The sequence below is a fragment of the Streptomyces sp. NPDC001822 genome, from assembly GCF_042892135.1.
In the GTDB taxonomy this organism is placed as follows: domain Bacteria; phylum Actinomycetota; class Actinomycetes; order Streptomycetales; family Streptomycetaceae; genus Streptomyces.
The window spans coordinates 109731-125491 of the sequence record NZ_JBIATW010000017.1; the positions used below are offsets into that span (position 1 = coordinate 109731).

Here is a 15761-nt window from a genome sequence, read left to right on the forward strand (position 1 = left end):
GCACCAGGGCCGCGACCGGTCCCCGCTCAGGCGGGCCCGCCCACGACCGTCAGCAGGTCCACGACGAAGATCAGCGTCGAGTTCGCGGGGATCAGCGAAGAGGGTGACTGCTTCCCGTAGGCGAGACGCGGAGGAACGATGATCTCGCGCCGGCCGCCGGGCCTCATCCCCCGCACTCCACGGTCCCAGCCCTTGATCGCCTTGCCGCCGCCCACGGCGAACTTGAACGGCTGGTCCCGCTCCCAGGAGGAGTCGAACTCCCTTCCGGACGCGAACGTGACCCCCACGTAGTGAACCCGGACGACCCTGCCGGGCTGCGCCTCGGGCCCGTCGCCGATCACGAGGTCCCGGATCGTCAACTCGGTGGGCGCGTCAACCGGGGGAACCTCGACCTCGGGCTTCGTCGGTTCGCTCATCACGGTCCCCTCGCTCGCCACCGGAATCTCCCGCCACGGGGCCGGCCCGCCGGACGGACCTTCCGTGCGGCAGGCGTCCACGCTACGGCAATGCCGTTGCTACGCGGCGCAGTCGTGTCCAGCGGCCGCGCGCGCCTGGTCGCGCCGTCCTGCAGCGCCGTCGCCAGGTCTCCCCGTCGGCCGTGGGAACCGCCCCTCGGCCCCTGTTCGTCACCCGCTTCGATCCGTCGTGCTGCCCTGCGACTAGTTTGGGTGCAGGACGGACGGATACGCAGGCGCGTAGCCACAGGGGTCCACGAGGCAGGGGAGGTCGGGAAGAGTGTCGCTGCGCGGAGGCGATCCAGCCGAGATCGGAGGCTATCCGCTCGAGGCGCGGCTGGGTTCGGGCGGCATGGGCACGGTCTTCCTGGCCCGTACGAGTTCGGGACGGCCCGTCGCGATCAAGCTGATCCACCAGCAGTTCGCCGGGGACGACGAGTTCCGCATCCGCTTCCGGCAGGAGGTGGCGGCGGCGAGGCGGGTGAGCGGCGCGTTCACCGCTGCCGTGGTCGATGCCGCTCCCGAGGCCGAGCAGCCGTGGATGGCCACCACCTACATCGAGGGGGACACGCTCGCCCAGCGCATCGCCGTGAAGGGGCCCCTGAACGGTGCCGAGTTGAGGAGACTCGCGATCGGGCTGGCCGAGGCGCTGCGCGACATCCACCGGGCCGGGGTCGTCCACCGCGACCTCAAGCCCTCGAACGTCGTGCTCTCGCCCGAGGGCCCACGCGTCATCGACTTCGGCATCTCGCGCGCGGCGGACCAGCAGACGCTGACCATGACGGGGCGGGTCATCGGCACGCCGCCCTTCATGTCGCCCGAACAGCTGCAGGCACCGCGTGGTGTGGGGCCGCGGTCCGACGTCTTCTCGCTGGGCACGCTGCTGGTGTATTCGGCGACCGGTCACGGGCCCTTCGACGCGGACAGCCCCTATATGACGGCGTACCAGGTCGTGCACGAGGAGCCGTCACTGGGCGCGGTGCCGGCGGCTCTGCGCGCGGTCGTCGAGTCGTGCCTGGACAAGGAACCCGAGCGGCGCCCTTCGGCGGACGAACTCCTCGTGCTGCTGCGGGACCTGCCTGCCGATCTCGGTGGAGCCGGTCCGTCCGGGGAGGGCCTGTGCGGTCGTACCCGCGACGTGATCACCGAGCATCACCTCGCGACGCATGCCACCCCGGAGCCGGCCGCGCAGGCCACCGGGAACGAAGGAACCGGTGGCACAGGTACCGGCGGCACGGACACCGGGACCGCCGGCCCCTTCGGCCGCCGCCTGCGCCGCCGCTGGCGTCCTGTGCTCGCCGCCGCGGTCGCGGTGGCGGCGATCGGCGGGGGAGTCGCCGCCATGCAGACGGGCGGCTTCGGCGGGAACGGCGGCGGCAAGGGCGAGAGCGCCGCGGCGGCCGGCGCCGTGCTTCCGGACGGCTTCGAGCCGTGGCGTACGACGGTGCCCGGGGGCCAGGAGGACATCCCTGACGAACTGCGGTGCGTCGCCCGCGGTGACGCGCTGTTCTGCGGAGGCGGGGGCGTCGTCGCGACCCGTATGAGAGCCCATGACGGCTCGCGGGTGTGGACGGCGAAGAGCCCGGGTGTTCCCGTCCAGGGCATGCACCTGGTGGGTGCCACCGGCGACACGGTGCTCGGCTATCGCTTCGCCGCCGAGGACGCCCCGCAGGATCCTTTCGGTGAGGTGGTGGCCCTGGACGCGAACGACGGCCGTGAGCTGTGGTCCGTGCCCACCGGCGCCCAGTCGACGGCCGTCACGGGCCGGTCCCGGGACGCCGTCCTGCTCGGCTCCGCCGTCGTGACCGTCGACGGTTCCAACTCCCGCTTCGAGGCCCGGGACGCGCACAGCGGTGAGATCGCCTGGACGACGCCGTTCCCCGCGGACACACGCTGTGCTCCCGTCCCGTCGGGCCCGCGGCTCCTGGCGATGTGCGCGAGGGACGCGGAGATGGACGCCTCCGAGGTGCGTCGTCCCACCCTGCACACCCTCGACCGCTCCACGGGGGCACTGGGCAGGCCCCTCGCGGTCGACGGTCCCGCCGTGCCGGTGGGCACGGCCGACGGCAGCCTCGTACTCCTTCAGGTGCGCATGGAGGGACCGGCGTCGGTCGGCTACGACGGGGTGGTGCGGGTCGACGTGGCCTCACGGAAGGTGGCGTACGCACGCCTGGCCAAGACGTACGCGGGGGCGCCCGGCATGGCGGCCGGGACCGTCTACGTGAGCGGGCATACCGGCCTCGTCACCGCGCTCGACCCCGCTACGGGCCGGAAGAAGTGGTCGCGGCAGACGGGTGTGGAGGGTGCGTCGGGTCCGGCCGCCGGAGCGGACGCGCTGTATTTCAGCTCTGCCACCGGACGGGTGGTCGCACTGTCACCGTCCGACGGCAGGCGCCTGTGGTCGACGGACCCGCAGGCCGACGGTCTGTCGGGCGAGGAGGGCGCGAGCTCGCGCGTGACCGTCGCCGGGCGTGCGGTGATCGTGGCCGCGGCCCGGAACACCGTCTTCGCCTTCGACGCCCGGAAGCCACCGGAATCCGGCTGAGCGGAGTACGGCGACGACACGGTCGGGGGGAGGGCCCGCACGCCTGCGGGCCCTCCCCCCGACGGGGCCCGCTCCGCACGGACGGGCCCCCGTCAGCGGCCGGTCAGACCCGGTCCGCCGCGATGAGCAGGTACTGGAAGGACCCGTCCCTGTAGGAGTTGATGAACGCGTCCTCGATCCCGGTGACCAGGGACGACGTGGCGCGCAACTCCCAGTAGGGCAGGGTGTCCGGGGTGAGGTCGATGACGGCCTGCGGGACGAGCCGGTTGTCGGCCATGGCGCGCATGTACTCACGGCGCGAGTGGATGTTGCACTCGAAGTGCGCGTTGATCTGGGAGACCCACTTGGAGGGCTGGCCGTACCGCGGGTTCCAGCAGCCGGTGATGGTCACGTAGCGGCCGCCGACCTTGAGCATGCGGGAGTGTTCGGCGAAGAGGTCGTCCAGATCGACGTACATGCTCGACTCGTTGTTCCACGACGCGGCGGCCGACCCGGTCTCGAACGGCGTGGCGAGCATGTTGCAGACGCGGGCGCGGACGTGGTCCTGGACGCCGAGATCGCGTGCCCGTGTGTTGGCGAAGTCGGCCTGCTTGGCCGACAGCGTCACGCCCTCCACGTCGCATCCGAAGCGCTGGTGCGCCATCACCATCGAGCCGCCCCGGCCGCAGCCGGCGTCCACCAGGGTGTCGTCCCGCCCGATGTCACCGAGGTGCCCGAGAAGGAATTCGGCCTGTGCCGACTCCAGCCGGTGCAGCTCGGCGATCAGCTTCTTCTCGCTCGCGCTGTCCCCGCTGTCGCCGAGGGCCGCGTGGTCGACCTCACCGATGCCGTAGTGGTGGTGGTAGAGGCCGTCCACATCGCCGAGCCGCAGGTTGACGGGCCTGGCCTCCCCGTCCCAGTAGCGGGCGATGTCCCCCTGGTAGGGCGTCGCCGGGCGGGGGATGCGCAGGGACGTGGAGGAGGTGGCGGTGGCGGTGAGTTCGGTGCTGGTCACGGTTGAGTCCATTTCTCTTACCAGAAGTCGGGCAGGCTGTAGCGATAGGTGTTGGACTGATGCCAGTGGTGGTTGCCGTCGACCCACGCGGCGACGCCCCGTAGGAAGCGCTGGACGTGCGGGGCGGGGCATGCCTCGGCCAGGGCGGAAGCCTCGCTCTCGAAGGCGCGCATGAGGTCGTTGTGGACCTCGACGGACTTCAGATAGGCGTCCTGGTCGGAGAGGCCCTCGCGCTCGGCGATCACGACGGGCAGGTTCAGGTGCTGACCCGGAGCGTCGAGCTCCTTGGTGTACGAGTACAGGTCGTTCACGATGGTCGTCGCGTTTCCCGCAAGAGCGATGACCTTCTGCATGGCGGCCTGGGCGTGCAGGTCCGCCGGCAGTTCGTAGCCGCCGACGGTGTCCGTGATGGTCGGGCAGGGGCGGAAGTTGTTGAACTGGCGCATCGCCAGGTACTCCCACACCTCCGGGACGTGGTCCAGCTGGGCCCAGGCCGCTTCGGCCAGGTACCCCATGTGCAGCCGGGCCATGTCGTGCCGGAGCCGGTCCGCCTGCGACGGACTCGCGGCTTCGACGAAGTACTCCATGGCGGAGCGGTAGGCCCGCCGGGGCGCGTCCGCGTGGAGCGACTTCGCCCACGGCGGCCGGTACTCCTCCGTCGTGTACAGCGGGTCCAGGGCGGTGTGCGCCAGCAGAAGGCGTTCGCCCAGGCCGACGGGCGACCCGCCGTGGTCCTCGCAGTAGCAGTCGTCCACGGCGTTCTCGGCCACCATCAGACGGGTGGCGAGCATGAGGTGGTCGACGGTGGGGGCGTCCGGATGGCAGCCGACCATGTAGCGCCCCACGGAGAAGCCGTCGAACTCCTCCTCCCAGTCGTCCGGATACAGGCTGACCTCGTCCAGGGCCCAGGCCTTGATCCGTCGGCTCACCTCCTCGACGCGCGCCGGATCGGGTTCGGGCACCGGGTGGTAGTAGAGCCCCGGGACCGGCGTGCCCTCCGCCGCGCCCGTGGACGGGGCCGGCAGCACCGGCGCCTCCTCCCGCAGGGTCAGGCGCAGGCCCGCCGTACCCAGGCCGCTGGGGCCCCGCAGGACCCGGCTCAGCGTGGCGCCCGGCACCTCGGCCGCGGGTGCGGCGACGGGGGGTGGAGAGGGGATGGACATCGTGGACGGGGTGGGTGGGGAAGGCACGCCGGGCAGGCCGCCGGCGGCGGCTCCGATGTCGCGCGCGTGGGCCGCGACGGAGGCGAGCAAGTGCTCCCCGAAGCGGGACGCGGACTCCGGCAGGCTCGATCGTGGCGGTGGCAGCTCGGGCTCGGGCATCCATGACTCCTCGGCCTTGGTGGGGTGGACGGCGGTTCCGGAGCCCTCCGGGGCATGGGCGACCGCCCCGAGCGGGTCGGGGGGTCGCGCCAGGCCCTCCGGGGCCGGGACCGCTACCTGGGCCAGTGGGCGATCTGGACGTTCTCCAGCACGCCGACCGCGTCCGGCACGAGGATGGCGGCGGAGTAGTAGGTACTGACGAGGTAGGACGTGATCGCCCTCTCGTCGAGCCCCATGAAGCGGACCGACAGCCCCGGTTCGTACTCGTCGGGCAGCCCGGTCTGGTGCAGACCGATGACGCCCTGGTTCTCCTCACCGGTACGCATCGCGAGGATCGAGCTGGTCTTCTCCGGCGTGACGGGGATCTTGTTGCAGGGGAGGATCGGTACCCCGCGCCAGGCGGGAACCCGCTGGCCGCCGAGGTCGACGTGGTCCGGATAGATCCCGTACGAGTTGAAGCCGCGCCCGATCGCCGCGATCGTCCGGGGGTGCGCGAGGAAGAACTTGGTGCCGCGCCGCCGGCAGAGCAGTTCGTCCATGTCGTCCGGCGTCGGCGGACCGGCGTGCGGCTGGATGCGCTGCTTGAAGTCGGCGTTGTGGAGCAGGCCGAACTCCCTGTTGTTGACGAGCTCGTGCTCCTGGCGCTCGCGCAGCGCCTCGACGGTGAGCCTGAGTTGCTCCTTCGTCTGGTCCATCGGGCCGTTGTAGAGATCGGAGACCCGGGTGTGGATCCGCAGGATGGTCTGGGCGACCGAGAGCTCGTACTCGCGCGGTTTCAGTTCGTAGTCGACGAAGGCGCCGGGCAGTTCGTGCTCGCCCCGGTGGCCGGCCGACATCGCGATCTCCGCCTCGCCGCGATGGTTCTGCCGCTGACGGGAGAGCGCGGAGAACTCGTCGAGGTGGGCCCGCAGACTCGGTGCGGCGGACAGCACCGACGCGAAGTCGGAGCGGGACAGGGTGAGCAGTGTGCCCGAGGTCTCGGCGGTGGCGGAGTGCTCCCACCTGGCGTCCTCGTCCAGCAGGGCGTCGTCGCCGAACCGGTCGCCGTCGGCGAGCACGTCCAGAGCCACCTCGTCGCCGTACTGGCCGGCCGCGGCCCGGCTGATGCGGCCGTGTGCGATCAGATGGAGCTTGTCGGCGGGGGCGCCCCGCTCGACGAGGGTCTCGCCCACGCCGAAGTCGCGCTGCACGCACCTGTCGGCGAGAGCGGTCAGCACCTCCTCGTCGTCGAAGCCGCGCAGCAGGGCGAGTTCGCCGAGTTCGCGGGGGATCACCCGGACGTCGGCACCGTCCTGGACGAAGTCGATGCTCCCGTCGCCGACGGTGTAGGTCAGGCGCCGGTTCACCCGGTAGGCCCCGCCCTGGGTCTCCACCCAGGGGAGCATGCGGAGCAGCCAGCGGGAGGTGATCTCCTGCATCTGCGGTGCGGACTTGGTCGTGTGGGCGAGATTCCGGGCAGCGGCCGTGCCCAGACTGGACTGCCGGGGCACGTCCAGTCCCGCTTCCGGGGTCGAGTCAACAGTCATCGGGCACGCTCTCCTTGGTCGGGGCGGTGAAGCGCGTATGAGGACGTCATCGGGCATCAGGAGGGAAAGGGGGTATGCGGACGGGAACCCGTCCAGATCGCTTGGAACACTACGGGCGGTCTCGCCCCCCGGACCAAGGAAAGCCGCCGACATTAACTCGATGCGATGATCGCGCCCGTGCGATGTTTGTCGGGCTGCCGACGTGTTTCGGCCGTGCCCGGAGACGGTTCCGGACGAGCCGCAGGCCCGGCAGCGGCGGCGCGGGAGCCGTGGGGCGGGGCACGGAAGTGCCTTACGCCCAGGGCTTTTCCGGGTGCCGGGGCGCACGGGACCACCGTCCACCGGAGCCACCGTCCGCACGTGTCGCGGCTGACGCCACCGCACGGCGTTCACATCACGACACCCTCCGGCAGGCAAGGGCCGGGATCTGCCGGGAAAGTGCCCGGCTCACGGGCGGTGTCACGCCGAGACCGGTCGCGGCGTGACGGGAAGGGGTAAACGGGGAACGGCGGACGGCCCGTGGCCGCCCGCCGTTCCCCGTCGCTCAGTGCCCGGCCGGCCTGTGGCCGCCGGGCCGTTCACCGCAGTTCAGCGCCCTGCCTGCAGAGCCGTCCAGGTGGCGGGGCCGACCGCGCCGTCGACGCTCAGCGCACGGCTGCCCTGGTAGTCACGGACCGCCTGCTGGGTTCCCGAGCCGAAGTCCCCGTCCGCCGAGACGGTGCGCCCGAGGGCGGCTGTGAGCGCCCTCTGCAGACGCTGGACCGCGGCGCCGGTGCTGCCCTGGCTGAGCGCCGGTGTGGTGCCCGCCGAGAGGAGCGCCGTCCAGCTGCGTGCGCCCACGACCCCGTCCGCAGTGAGCCCGCGTGCGCGCTGGAAGGACGTGACGGCCGTCGTGGTCTTCGTGCCGAAGCTGCCGTCCACCGTGCCCGCGTCGAATCCCTGCTGGTTGAGGAGCGACTGCACGGCGGACACCTGGGCCCCCGACGAACCGGCGCGCAGGGTGTCGTAGGACGGGAAGGTCAGCTGGACGCCGCCGCCTCCCGTGCTGCCGCCCACCAGTTGCATGTAGTACGTCCAGTTCCAGTTCGGCCCCGGATCGGTGTGGTCGTTGCCCGGTACTTCGGAGTGGCCGACGACGTGGGCCCGGTCCTTGGGTATGCCGTACCGGTTGCACAGGTAGGCGGTGAGCGCCGCGGAGGAGCGGTACATCGAGTCCGTGAACCAGCTCGGATTGTCGACGTACCCCTCGTGCTCGATGCCGATGCCGGACGCGTTGCCCGAACGGGCGTGCCAGGCGGTGTCCTTGTCGCGCACCGTCTGGGTGATCTGGCCGTCCGAGGAGCGTACGACGTAGTGGGCGCTGACCTGCGCCGAGGGATTCTGGAACCAGCTGAGCGTCCCGGCGTACGAGCCCTGGGTGACGTGCACCACGACCTTGCTGATGGAAGCCGTCCGGCCGACCGCGTAGTTCGCCGGGCTGGCCGCGACCCACAGGGCCGGCGGGTAGTCGGGGCTCTGCGCCGTCGCCACCGCGGCGTTCTCGTACGGACCGCGCTCGGGTGCGACGGGGCGGGCACGGACGGTCAGTTCCTCGCCGTCGGGAGTGCGGGCCTTCACGCCCCCGGACAGGAGGGTGTAGACCGTGTCCGCGTAGAGGCGAGCGCCGGAGGGGTCCGGTGCGCCGCCGTACCGCGCCACCAGGGGGTACCAGGCGTCGGCGTCGCGCCGCTCGGTCCGGTCGAGGCCGGCCTCGTCGGCGTAGGAGCGCAGTACGGCCGCTCCGCCGCGGATGTTCGCCGCGGTGTTCTCCCGCAGGGCGGCCGGTGCTTCGCCGGTGAGCCGGGACGCCAGCTCCAGTGTGTGCCGGTCAGGGTTGCTCACCAGGTGCATCACCCCGTAGCCGCCGGCCTGGCTCGGCAGACCGGCGTGACCGTCGAGGTGCGTCTCTCCGTACCCGAGGGCGACCAGGAGGTCGCGCGGGACGCCGTACTCCGCGGCCGCCTCGGTGAAGGCACGGCCGACGGGATCCGGGGCCGCGGTGCTCCCGGTGCGCGCCGTGGCGCCCGCGGGCTGTACAGCGGTGGCCAGGACGGCCAGGGTGCCCAGGACGGACAGGGTGGCGCGTCGCAGGGATGTGCGCGGCGGTCTGCGGTACATCGGTGTGCCTCCGGGAGGAAGGGTGACTCCGGGCGCGCGGTGGCGGAGCCCGGCTGTGCGGTGGCGTGGCCGGTCGTTTCGGGTGCCGTCCGGGAACGTGTTCCGGGTCCCGGGACGGATCGGCGCGGGTCGGCCGGGGGCGGGCCGTCGCGTCTCAGATGGTGCCGCTCTCCCACCACCAGGCCCTGCCGAGGTCGGCACGGCTGTCCACGTGCTGGTGATCGACGGTGTACCGCTCCAGGCCGGAGAACCCGCAGGTCTCCGCCTTCTGGTACACCGTGCGGTTGCTGACGCCGGGCACGCTCAGGTCGGCCGCGGTCCCGTACAGGTGCATGCTGTCGCTCGCCCCGCCGATCTCGGCGTTGTGGGCGATGCTGCGGAAACCCGAGTTGACCGTGATGGCGGTGTTGCCGAGCTTCTTGCGCAGTGCCTCCAACTTGTACATGGCGCGGCGGGCGTTCTCCCGCGTGGTGGCCGCACTCACCTTGCCGCCGTTGAAGGTGCCGCTCGAACGGTCGGTGAACTCACTCCAGTTGAAGTGCGCCGTCGAACCGTCGGACTGCTCCAGGGCGTTGAGCTGGGCCTGGGTGGCGGGCCCCGCGCTGCCGTCGACGGACAGGCCGTAGGCCGCCTGGAATCTGCGCACCGCCGCGGCCGTTCCCGCGCCGAAGTCACCGTCGACGCTCACCCGGGAGTGCGAGGCCGAGTCCGCGGCCCACCCGGCGACACGGATCTGCAGTTCCGTCACGTCGGCGCCGCTCGCACCCTGGTTCATGGTGCGCGTCCAGTTGTAGGCGTGTGCGGTGCCCGACAGGAGCAGCGGGCCCGCGAAGGCACCCACGGTGGCGACGAAGGTGCCGCGCAGGATCGTGCGGCGGTTCGGGGTAGAGGTCATGGGGGCGCTCCTTGTGGTGTGGGGGAGTGGGGTGCGTGAGGGGGGCGGCGTCAGTACGCGAGCTGGAACGGCACGACCTGCGCGTCGGTGTCGTAGGCGTGCACGCGCAGCTTGAAGCGGGTGCCGTCCTTCACGTCGGTGGCGACGGTGGCCCACTGGGGTCCGAAGGTCGAGTAGGTGTTGCCGTGGTTGCACAGCGAGGTGTGGTCGACGAAGACGACACAGGCGTCCAGGTAGACCCCCGGCGTCGACGTGTTGAGCTTGATGTTGATGTCGGTGCACCGCGAGCTCGCGGTGTAGGTGCCGAACTCCACGGCCGCGGCGGAGTACCGGTAGGTGAGCGACTTCGCACCGTCGTAGCAGGAGGCCGCGGCCGCTGTGGACTGTGCGAGGGCGGGTGCCGTGGCGCCGCCGGCCAGGAGGGCGGTCGCGGCGGCGAGCACGGTGACGGTTCTCCGGGTTCGGGTCATGTGAACTCTCCTGTTCGCGTGCGGGGCAGGACGGAGGCAGGGGCCCGGCCGCGGTGGCGCGCTGTCGGACTGCTTCTCGGTTCGGGGTCGGACGGGAGCAGCGGAAAGAGGCCCGAGCGGCGTGTGGTGCGGCGGGGACCGGTGCGACGAAGCGAGTTCATGCTCCGGCCTGCGCCCCGGGCTGTCATGCTCATTCGAACGAGATGAAATGACGCAGGTGGAAAGGGTGATGCAGTGCTTCGCTTCCACTTCTCGGCCGAGGACCTGGCCAGGACCCGGGTCGCGGCGGCACCGCATCCTCTGTGGGAGATCGCTTCCAGCCTGCACCGCTTCCAGACCCCTTCGGGCCGCTGGGCGTACGCGCACTGGTACCGCCCCGCGCGCGAACGGCTCAGGGAGGCGGGGCTGGAGAGCGCTGTGCGCAGGGTCCTGCTGCCCCTCTTCCCGCGCGCTGCCTACTTTCCCGACTTCCTGACCCCGCTGGAGGGAACGGCGGGACTGGAAGCCGGACTGGAGGCGATCCTCGCCACGCCGTCGGACCAGGTCGCTGCCGAACTCGCCGCGCTCGCACGGGTCGTGCGGGTGCCCACCCGGCTGGGCCGGCTGACGGAGCGGGAGGCGCGCGGCGAGCTGGTGGACATCCTGCGCGCCTATCACCGGGCCGTCATCGCCCCCCATGAGCACTGGGTGCACGAAAGCCTGCACACCGAGCGGATCCGGCTGGCCCGCCATCTGCTCGACGGGGGGACGGAAGGCCTGCTGGAGGGGATCGGCCCGGCCGTACGGTGGAAGCACCCGCGCCTCGAGGTCCGCCCGTACCCGACCGAGAACGACATCCGGCTCGAAGGCCGCGGGCTGCTGCTCATTCCGTCGTACTTCTGCTGGAAGGGGCCGATCTCGCTCGCGGATCCGGGGTTACCCCCCGTCCTCATCTACTCCCTGCACCACGAGGTGCCCACCGGACCGGCCAGGAGCGCGGGTCCGTCGTCCCTGCAGGTGCTGCTGGGACGGGCCAGAGCCGAGGTTCTGCAGGCCGCGGCCGCCGGGGCGACCACCACCGAAGCCGCCCGGCGGGCCGGAGTCTCTCCCGCCACAGCGACGCATCACACCACGGCCCTGCGTGACGCCGGGCTCATCACCAGTCACCGCGACGGCAACACCGTCGTCCACACGCTGACCCTGCTGGGAGCGACGATGCTGACCAGCAACCCGAGGGACCCTCTCCAGGGCTTCTCGTCGGCGCAGGGGGCGCGGTGAGAAGCGCGCCGCCGTAGCCCCGCCCCCGGCGAACCCTCCCACCGCCGTGCGGCCCGCACCGCGCCGCTTCCGGCTCCGCTTCCCGCACCGCGCGTGCGGCGGTGGGGCTCACCCCCGGGCGCCTGGGGGCCGCTCGCAGGGGGCGCCGTCTGTGAGTCAGGACATAGGGCCCGGATCACATACGAGGCCGGGTAGGAGGGTATCCCGCGCCGTGCTCGCGCGCCCGGGCCCGCGTCGCGGCGCCCGGGGCTACGTAGGCAGGTAGTAATACCGGTCATTGCCACCCCGCGGCTGTGCCGCTAACCATGGAGCGAGGCCAGGGCGCCGACGCTCCGGACCGGTCGAGCAGCCCCGCGTGTTCCACATGTTCCACATGGGCGCGCCGCCCGATCCGCAGGCCCCCTGGTCCCCCTGTCGTCTTCGCAAGGAGAGTGTTCTATCCGTACGTCCGCTCAGACCCCGACCTCTGCCGTCCGCATCCGAAAGTTCTCGGTTGCCGGGCTGTGCGCCGCCGGAGCCGCAGCAGCGGCCGTGACCCTCGTCCCGTCCCCCGCGCAGGCCTCCGAGCCGGTCTCGCACAGTGTGTCCGCCCCGGCTGCGGCCGGAGTGGCCGCGCAGGCACACGCCGTAGCGGAGAAGGCCTCCACGAAGGCCACCGACCCGGACAAGCTGGACCGTTGGATCCACAAGGCCCTTAAGATCATGAAGGCGGAGGGGATCCCGGGCAGCTACGAGGGCCTGCACCGCAACATCATGCGTGAGTCCGGCGGTGACCCCGAGGCGTCGAACGGCTGGGACGTCAACGCGCAGAACGGCACGCCGTCCATGGGCCTGCTGCAGGTGATCAGGCCCACCTTCGACGCGTACCACGTCGACGGCACCAAGCGGGACCTGACCGACCCGGTCGCCAACATCACCGCGGCCGCCAACTACGCCGCCGACAAGTACGGCTCGATCGACAACGTCGACTCCGCCTACTGAGCAGTCACAGCAGTCACAGCAGTCACAGCAGTCATAGCAGTCAGCGCAGCACCGGCGGTCAGCACTTCACGGCCACGCTCCCTGAGGGGGCGTGGCCGTTTCCGCGTGTGACGGTCCCCGCGCAGCACCCCGAACACCCACGCTGGGCGACCGGCGGTGCGGCGGCGCGCACCGGCGGGTGACACGCCCTGCGCCGCGAGCGCCGGGCGCCGGTGCGCGCGTGCCGCGCGGCTTCCGCATCGCGAGACGCCACGGCATCCGGAGCAACCGCGTCCGTATATTCGCACGCATGTCTGCAGCGGCTCCGTCACTGTGCCTCGCGCTCTTCGCGCATTCGGCGTGGTGTGTCGACGACGGACTCTGACGCGGCGGAGTCCGCGCCCGGCCCGTGTCGAGCGCGACCCGGCCCCAGTGCCCCGTCCGACGTCCCCACACTCCGGAGACCTGCCGTGACCACCGCGCCCCCCGCCGCGACTCCCCGCGCGCTGCCCGCCCTCCTCGTCCCTTCCCCCACCTCTTCGCCGCGGCCGCAGGCACCGGGCCTGCCCCCGGTGCGCAGGACGCCCCTCGTCGTGTCCGGGCTGCTCGCCACGGCACTCACCGCCTACGTCTGGTCCGTGCACGGCGCGAAGCCGGGCGTGCTCCTCCTGCTGGGGCTCGGACTCGGGGTGGCCCTCTTCCACTCCAGGTTCGGTTTCACCTCCGCCTGGCGGCAGTTCATCGCGGTCGGCAACGGAGCGGGCCTCCGCGCCCACACGCTGCTCCTCGGCACCACCGCCACCCTCTTCGCCCTGATCATCGGCACGAGCACCGGACTCTTCGGCGCGCAGCCGGCGCCGTCGGCCGGGCCGATCGGAGCCGGCCTCGCCGTCGGATCGGTCCTGTTCGCGGTCGGGATGCAACTCGGCGGTGCCTGCGCCTCCGGCACGTTGTTCGCCGTCGGCTCCGGCCAGACCTCGGTGCTGCTGACACTCGGCGGATTCATCGGCGGCGCCACCCTGGCCGCATGGCAGTTCGACCTGTGGAAGGACCTGCCCGCCTGGGAGCCGGTAATCCTGTCGGACCACATCGGCTGGTTCGGGTCCTGGGCCGTCACCATCGCCGCGCTGCTGCTGGTGGTTCTGGCTACGCGGCTCGTCCAGGCCCGGCGCAACCCGCCGCCGCTGGGGGCCGTGCCGTCGGCGCGCACCGCGGCCGTCCGCGCGATCAGGGGATCCTGGCCCCTGGCCGCGGGTGCTCTGGCGCTGGCCCTGCTCGGTGCGGGCGTACTGCTGGTGTCAGGCGGGGCGTGGGGGATCACGAGCGCCTTCAGCCTGTGGGGTTCGGAACTCGTGGGTGCTCTCGGCGGTCACCCGGAGAACTGGGCGTGGTGGAAGCAGCCCGGAAACGCGGACGCGCTGGCGGGCCCGGTGCTCGCCGACAAGAACAGCCTCACCGACATCGGCATCATGATCGGTGCGGGGATGGCCGCGGCCCTCGGCGGGACCTGGGCCCTGCACCGCGGCATCCCCTGGCGCACCGCCGTCGCGTCGGCGCTCGGTGGTGTGCTGATGGGCATCGGAGCGAGGCTTGCCGGAGGCTGCAACATCGGTGCCTATCTGGCCGGTATCGCCTCGGGCAGTCTGAGTGGATGGATGTGGGGATTGTTCGCCCTGGCGGGGACCTGGCTCGGGCTCAAGCTGCGCCCGCTGTTCGGCCTGGGCAATCCGAAGCCCGGCGACGGGGTCTGCTGAAGTGCCCTGCCCCGCCGCACCGGTTCGGGGCCTTGCCCCGTCCCGGTGCGGCGGGCGCCGGCGGGCCGCAGGCGCAGGCCTCCCGGTCAGGTGAGCAGCCGGTTGGGGTGGGAGGCGCGGCGGGCCGCGGCGAGCAGGGCGTGGATCTGCGGGCCGGCCTGGTCGATCCGCGTCACCGCCTTCGCGAACGGCAGGCGTACATCGCGGTGGGTGCCCGGGTACTCCAGGCGCAGCGTGACGCCGTAGCGGTCCAGTGCCAGCGGGAGCGCGCGCGTCACGCCCTTCGCGGGCCGGGGCTGCGCGAGGTGCAGCAGCAGGGCGACGAGTTCGCCGTGGTCGTCGACGAGGTGGGTCAGCATCGCCGCCTCGCTGCCGGAGACCGGGTCCGGTTCCGTGGCCTGCAGTTCGTCCAGTGTGACGAAGGACCGGCCCCGGTGGTCCTCGAGTACGGCCTGGCCGAACTCCATGCACGTGCTCTCCGGGGTGTCACCCCTGTACGGGGCCGACAGCAGTCCGGTCACGGTGACACGGGCGCGCATGCGGTCGCGTACGGGGATGGGGGCGACGTCGGTGAACTCCAGACGGACCGGGATCCGCCCGCCGGGTCCCGCGTGGGGGCCGGCTCCGGCGGGTTCGTGCAGGTGGATGTGCCCCATCGCGCTCGTGCCGTCGAGGCGGTGCACCTCGACGGGATCGAGCCCGTCGCTCACCACCGTCATCGAGTGCGCTGAGGTCAGGATCGCCAGTACGCGTTCGGCGGGGGCCGGCTGCGTGACGCGTGACGGGAAAGGACGCATCCAGATTCTCCAGAGGGGGCGAGCGGGGGCACTCCATGGCGTGTACTTAGGTAAGCCTAACCTAATCCATCTGGGATGTCCGGTACCTCGAGGGTTTCCGCTCGCGGTGACCGCGCGTGGGACGGCCGACGCCCCGCCACCCGGTCGGGTGGCGGGGCGTCAGTGGTGCTCGCCGGGGCGGGCGAGGTGTCGGAGGTGACCGCTCGGGACCGTCGTCACCCGACTTCCGGGAATCTCGACACGTGCGACACCTCGCACTTCGTGCCGGCCGGCACCTCGCCCACGCCCTGGGCCTTCTGCTTCGACGTCCGCCCGGGTGCGAGCGCGCTCGTCGAGGCGACGCCCTCGGCGACACGCGTACCGGAGCGGCTCACGAACTCCACGGAGATGATCTAACTCTGCGGGGCGGACGTGCCGTTGGTGATGCTCACGACGACCGACGGCCACTGCGTCAGCGAGTCGATCTCGCACGCGGACAGCGTCACGTCCGACTCGGCGCTGCTCTCCTCCGCGGCGGGGTCCGTGGACGCTTCCACCGGCGGTGCCGGTGCGGCCGCCCGCTCGTCGCACCGCACCGCCTTGCACCGCAACACCGGTGCACGGAAGCCCACTTCGTACGACGAAAGCGC

General features: G+C 71.9%; 14 protein-coding genes. 5 read left to right on the forward strand and 9 right to left on the reverse strand.

Annotation, left to right across the window (positions count from 1 at the left end):
* Positions 1–26 precede the first annotated feature (26 nt).
* Entirely contained in the window at positions 27–416 is a 390-nt protein-coding gene (locus ACFYY2_RS30220; protein WP_388748866.1) for an FKBP-type peptidyl-prolyl cis-trans isomerase, read from the reverse strand.
* Between the two features lie 319 nt (positions 417–735).
* Between ACFYY2_RS30220 and ACFYY2_RS30225 the strand changes: the two genes are divergently transcribed.
* Complete coding sequence (locus ACFYY2_RS30225; RefSeq protein ID WP_388748868.1) at positions 736–3000, forward strand: serine/threonine-protein kinase; 2265 nt, start codon at positions 736–738, stop codon at positions 2998–3000.
* A 103-nt stretch (positions 3001–3103) separates the two neighbouring features.
* Here ACFYY2_RS30225 and ACFYY2_RS30230 read toward each other — a convergent pair whose 3' ends face one another.
* The 6 genes from ACFYY2_RS30230 to ACFYY2_RS30255 form a co-directional block, all read right to left on the reverse strand.
* Positions 3104–3994, reverse strand: a complete 891-nt coding sequence (locus tag ACFYY2_RS30230; RefSeq protein ID WP_388748870.1) for a geranyl diphosphate 2-C-methyltransferase — start codon at positions 3992–3994, stop codon at positions 3104–3106.
* A 17-nt stretch (positions 3995–4011) separates the two neighbouring features.
* A complete protein-coding gene (locus ACFYY2_RS30235) occupies positions 4012–5316 on the reverse strand; it encodes a family 2 encapsulin nanocompartment cargo protein terpene cyclase (RefSeq protein ID WP_388748872.1) in 1305 nt (434 codons plus the stop codon).
* Between the two features lie 113 nt (positions 5317–5429).
* Positions 5430–6842 (reverse strand): family 2B encapsulin nanocompartment shell protein, encoded by a 1413-nt coding sequence (locus tag ACFYY2_RS30240; protein WP_388748875.1) that lies wholly within the window; start codon positions 6840–6842, stop codon positions 5430–5432.
* Between the two features lie 588 nt (positions 6843–7430).
* The gene (locus ACFYY2_RS30245; protein WP_388748877.1) at positions 7431–8999 is read right to left on the reverse strand and encodes an N-acetylmuramoyl-L-alanine amidase; all 1569 of its coding nucleotides are present in this window, start codon (positions 8997–8999) and stop codon (positions 7431–7433) included.
* A 154-nt stretch (positions 9000–9153) separates the two neighbouring features.
* A complete protein-coding gene (locus tag ACFYY2_RS30250) occupies positions 9154–9894 on the reverse strand; it encodes a D-Ala-D-Ala carboxypeptidase family metallohydrolase (RefSeq protein WP_388748879.1) in 741 nt (246 codons plus the stop codon).
* Positions 9895–9944: 50 nt separating this feature from the next.
* Positions 9945–10364 (reverse strand): hypothetical protein, encoded by a 420-nt coding sequence (locus ACFYY2_RS30255; RefSeq protein WP_388748881.1) that lies wholly within the window; start codon positions 10362–10364, stop codon positions 9945–9947.
* Between the two features lie 234 nt (positions 10365–10598).
* Here ACFYY2_RS30255 and ACFYY2_RS30260 point away from each other — a divergent pair, with 234 nt between their 5' ends.
* The 3 genes from ACFYY2_RS30260 (at position 10599) to ACFYY2_RS30270 (ending at position 14335) form a co-directional block, all read left to right on the forward strand.
* On the forward strand, positions 10599–11621 hold the full coding sequence (locus tag ACFYY2_RS30260; RefSeq protein WP_388748883.1) for a helix-turn-helix domain-containing protein: 1023 nt from the start codon (positions 10599–10601) through the stop codon (positions 11619–11621).
* A gap of 438 nt (positions 11622–12059) precedes the next feature.
* On the forward strand, positions 12060–12602 hold the full coding sequence (locus ACFYY2_RS30265; protein ID WP_388748957.1) for a transglycosylase SLT domain-containing protein: 543 nt from the start codon (positions 12060–12062) through the stop codon (positions 12600–12602).
* Between the two features lie 449 nt (positions 12603–13051).
* Positions 13052–14335, forward strand: a complete 1284-nt coding sequence (locus ACFYY2_RS30270) for a YeeE/YedE family protein (RefSeq protein WP_388748885.1) — start codon at positions 13052–13054, stop codon at positions 14333–14335.
* 86 nt (positions 14336–14421) lie between these two features.
* On the opposite strand, the gene ACFYY2_RS30275 is transcribed toward ACFYY2_RS30270, so the two are convergent.
* The gene (locus ACFYY2_RS30275; protein WP_388748887.1) at positions 14422–15132 is read right to left on the reverse strand and encodes a DUF2470 domain-containing protein; all 711 of its coding nucleotides are present in this window, start codon (positions 15130–15132) and stop codon (positions 14422–14424) included.
* Positions 15133–15327: 195 nt separating this feature from the next.
* Here ACFYY2_RS30275 and ACFYY2_RS30280 point away from each other — a divergent pair, with 195 nt between their 5' ends.
* On the forward strand, positions 15328–15528 hold the full coding sequence (locus tag ACFYY2_RS30280) for a hypothetical protein (protein ID WP_388748889.1): 201 nt from the start codon (positions 15328–15330) through the stop codon (positions 15526–15528).
* Here the strand turns inward: ACFYY2_RS30280 and ACFYY2_RS30285 are convergent.
* Positions 15525–15725 (reverse strand): hypothetical protein, encoded by a 201-nt coding sequence (locus ACFYY2_RS30285; RefSeq protein ID WP_388748891.1) that lies wholly within the window; start codon positions 15723–15725, stop codon positions 15525–15527. The genes ACFYY2_RS30280 and ACFYY2_RS30285 overlap by 4 nt on opposite strands.
* Between the last annotated feature and the right edge of the window lie 36 nt (positions 15726–15761).

Excerpts from the sequence above, each read along its gene's own strand:
- ACFYY2_RS30220 (WP_388748866.1), bottom strand. The coding sequence starts at position 416 with ATGAGCGAACCGACGAAGCCCGAGGTCGAGGTTCCCCCGGTTGACGCG.
- ACFYY2_RS30235 (WP_388748872.1), bottom strand. The coding sequence starts at position 5,316 with ATGCCCGAGCCCGAGCTGCCACCGCCACGATCGAGCCTGCCGGAGTCC.
- ACFYY2_RS30240 (WP_388748875.1), bottom strand. The coding sequence starts at position 6,842 with ATGACTGTTGACTCGACCCCGGAAGCGGGACTGGACGTGCCCCGGCAG.
- ACFYY2_RS30245 (WP_388748877.1), bottom strand. The coding sequence starts at position 8,999 with ATGTACCGCAGACCGCCGCGCACATCCCTGCGACGCGCCACCCTGTCC.
- ACFYY2_RS30250 (WP_388748879.1), bottom strand. The coding sequence starts at position 9,894 with ATGACCTCTACCCCGAACCGCCGCACGATCCTGCGCGGCACCTTCGTC.
- ACFYY2_RS30255 (WP_388748881.1), bottom strand. The coding sequence starts at position 10,364 with ATGACCCGAACCCGGAGAACCGTCACCGTGCTCGCCGCCGCGACCGCC.
- ACFYY2_RS30275 (WP_388748887.1), bottom strand. The coding sequence starts at position 15,132 with ATGCGTCCTTTCCCGTCACGCGTCACGCAGCCGGCCCCCGCCGAACGC.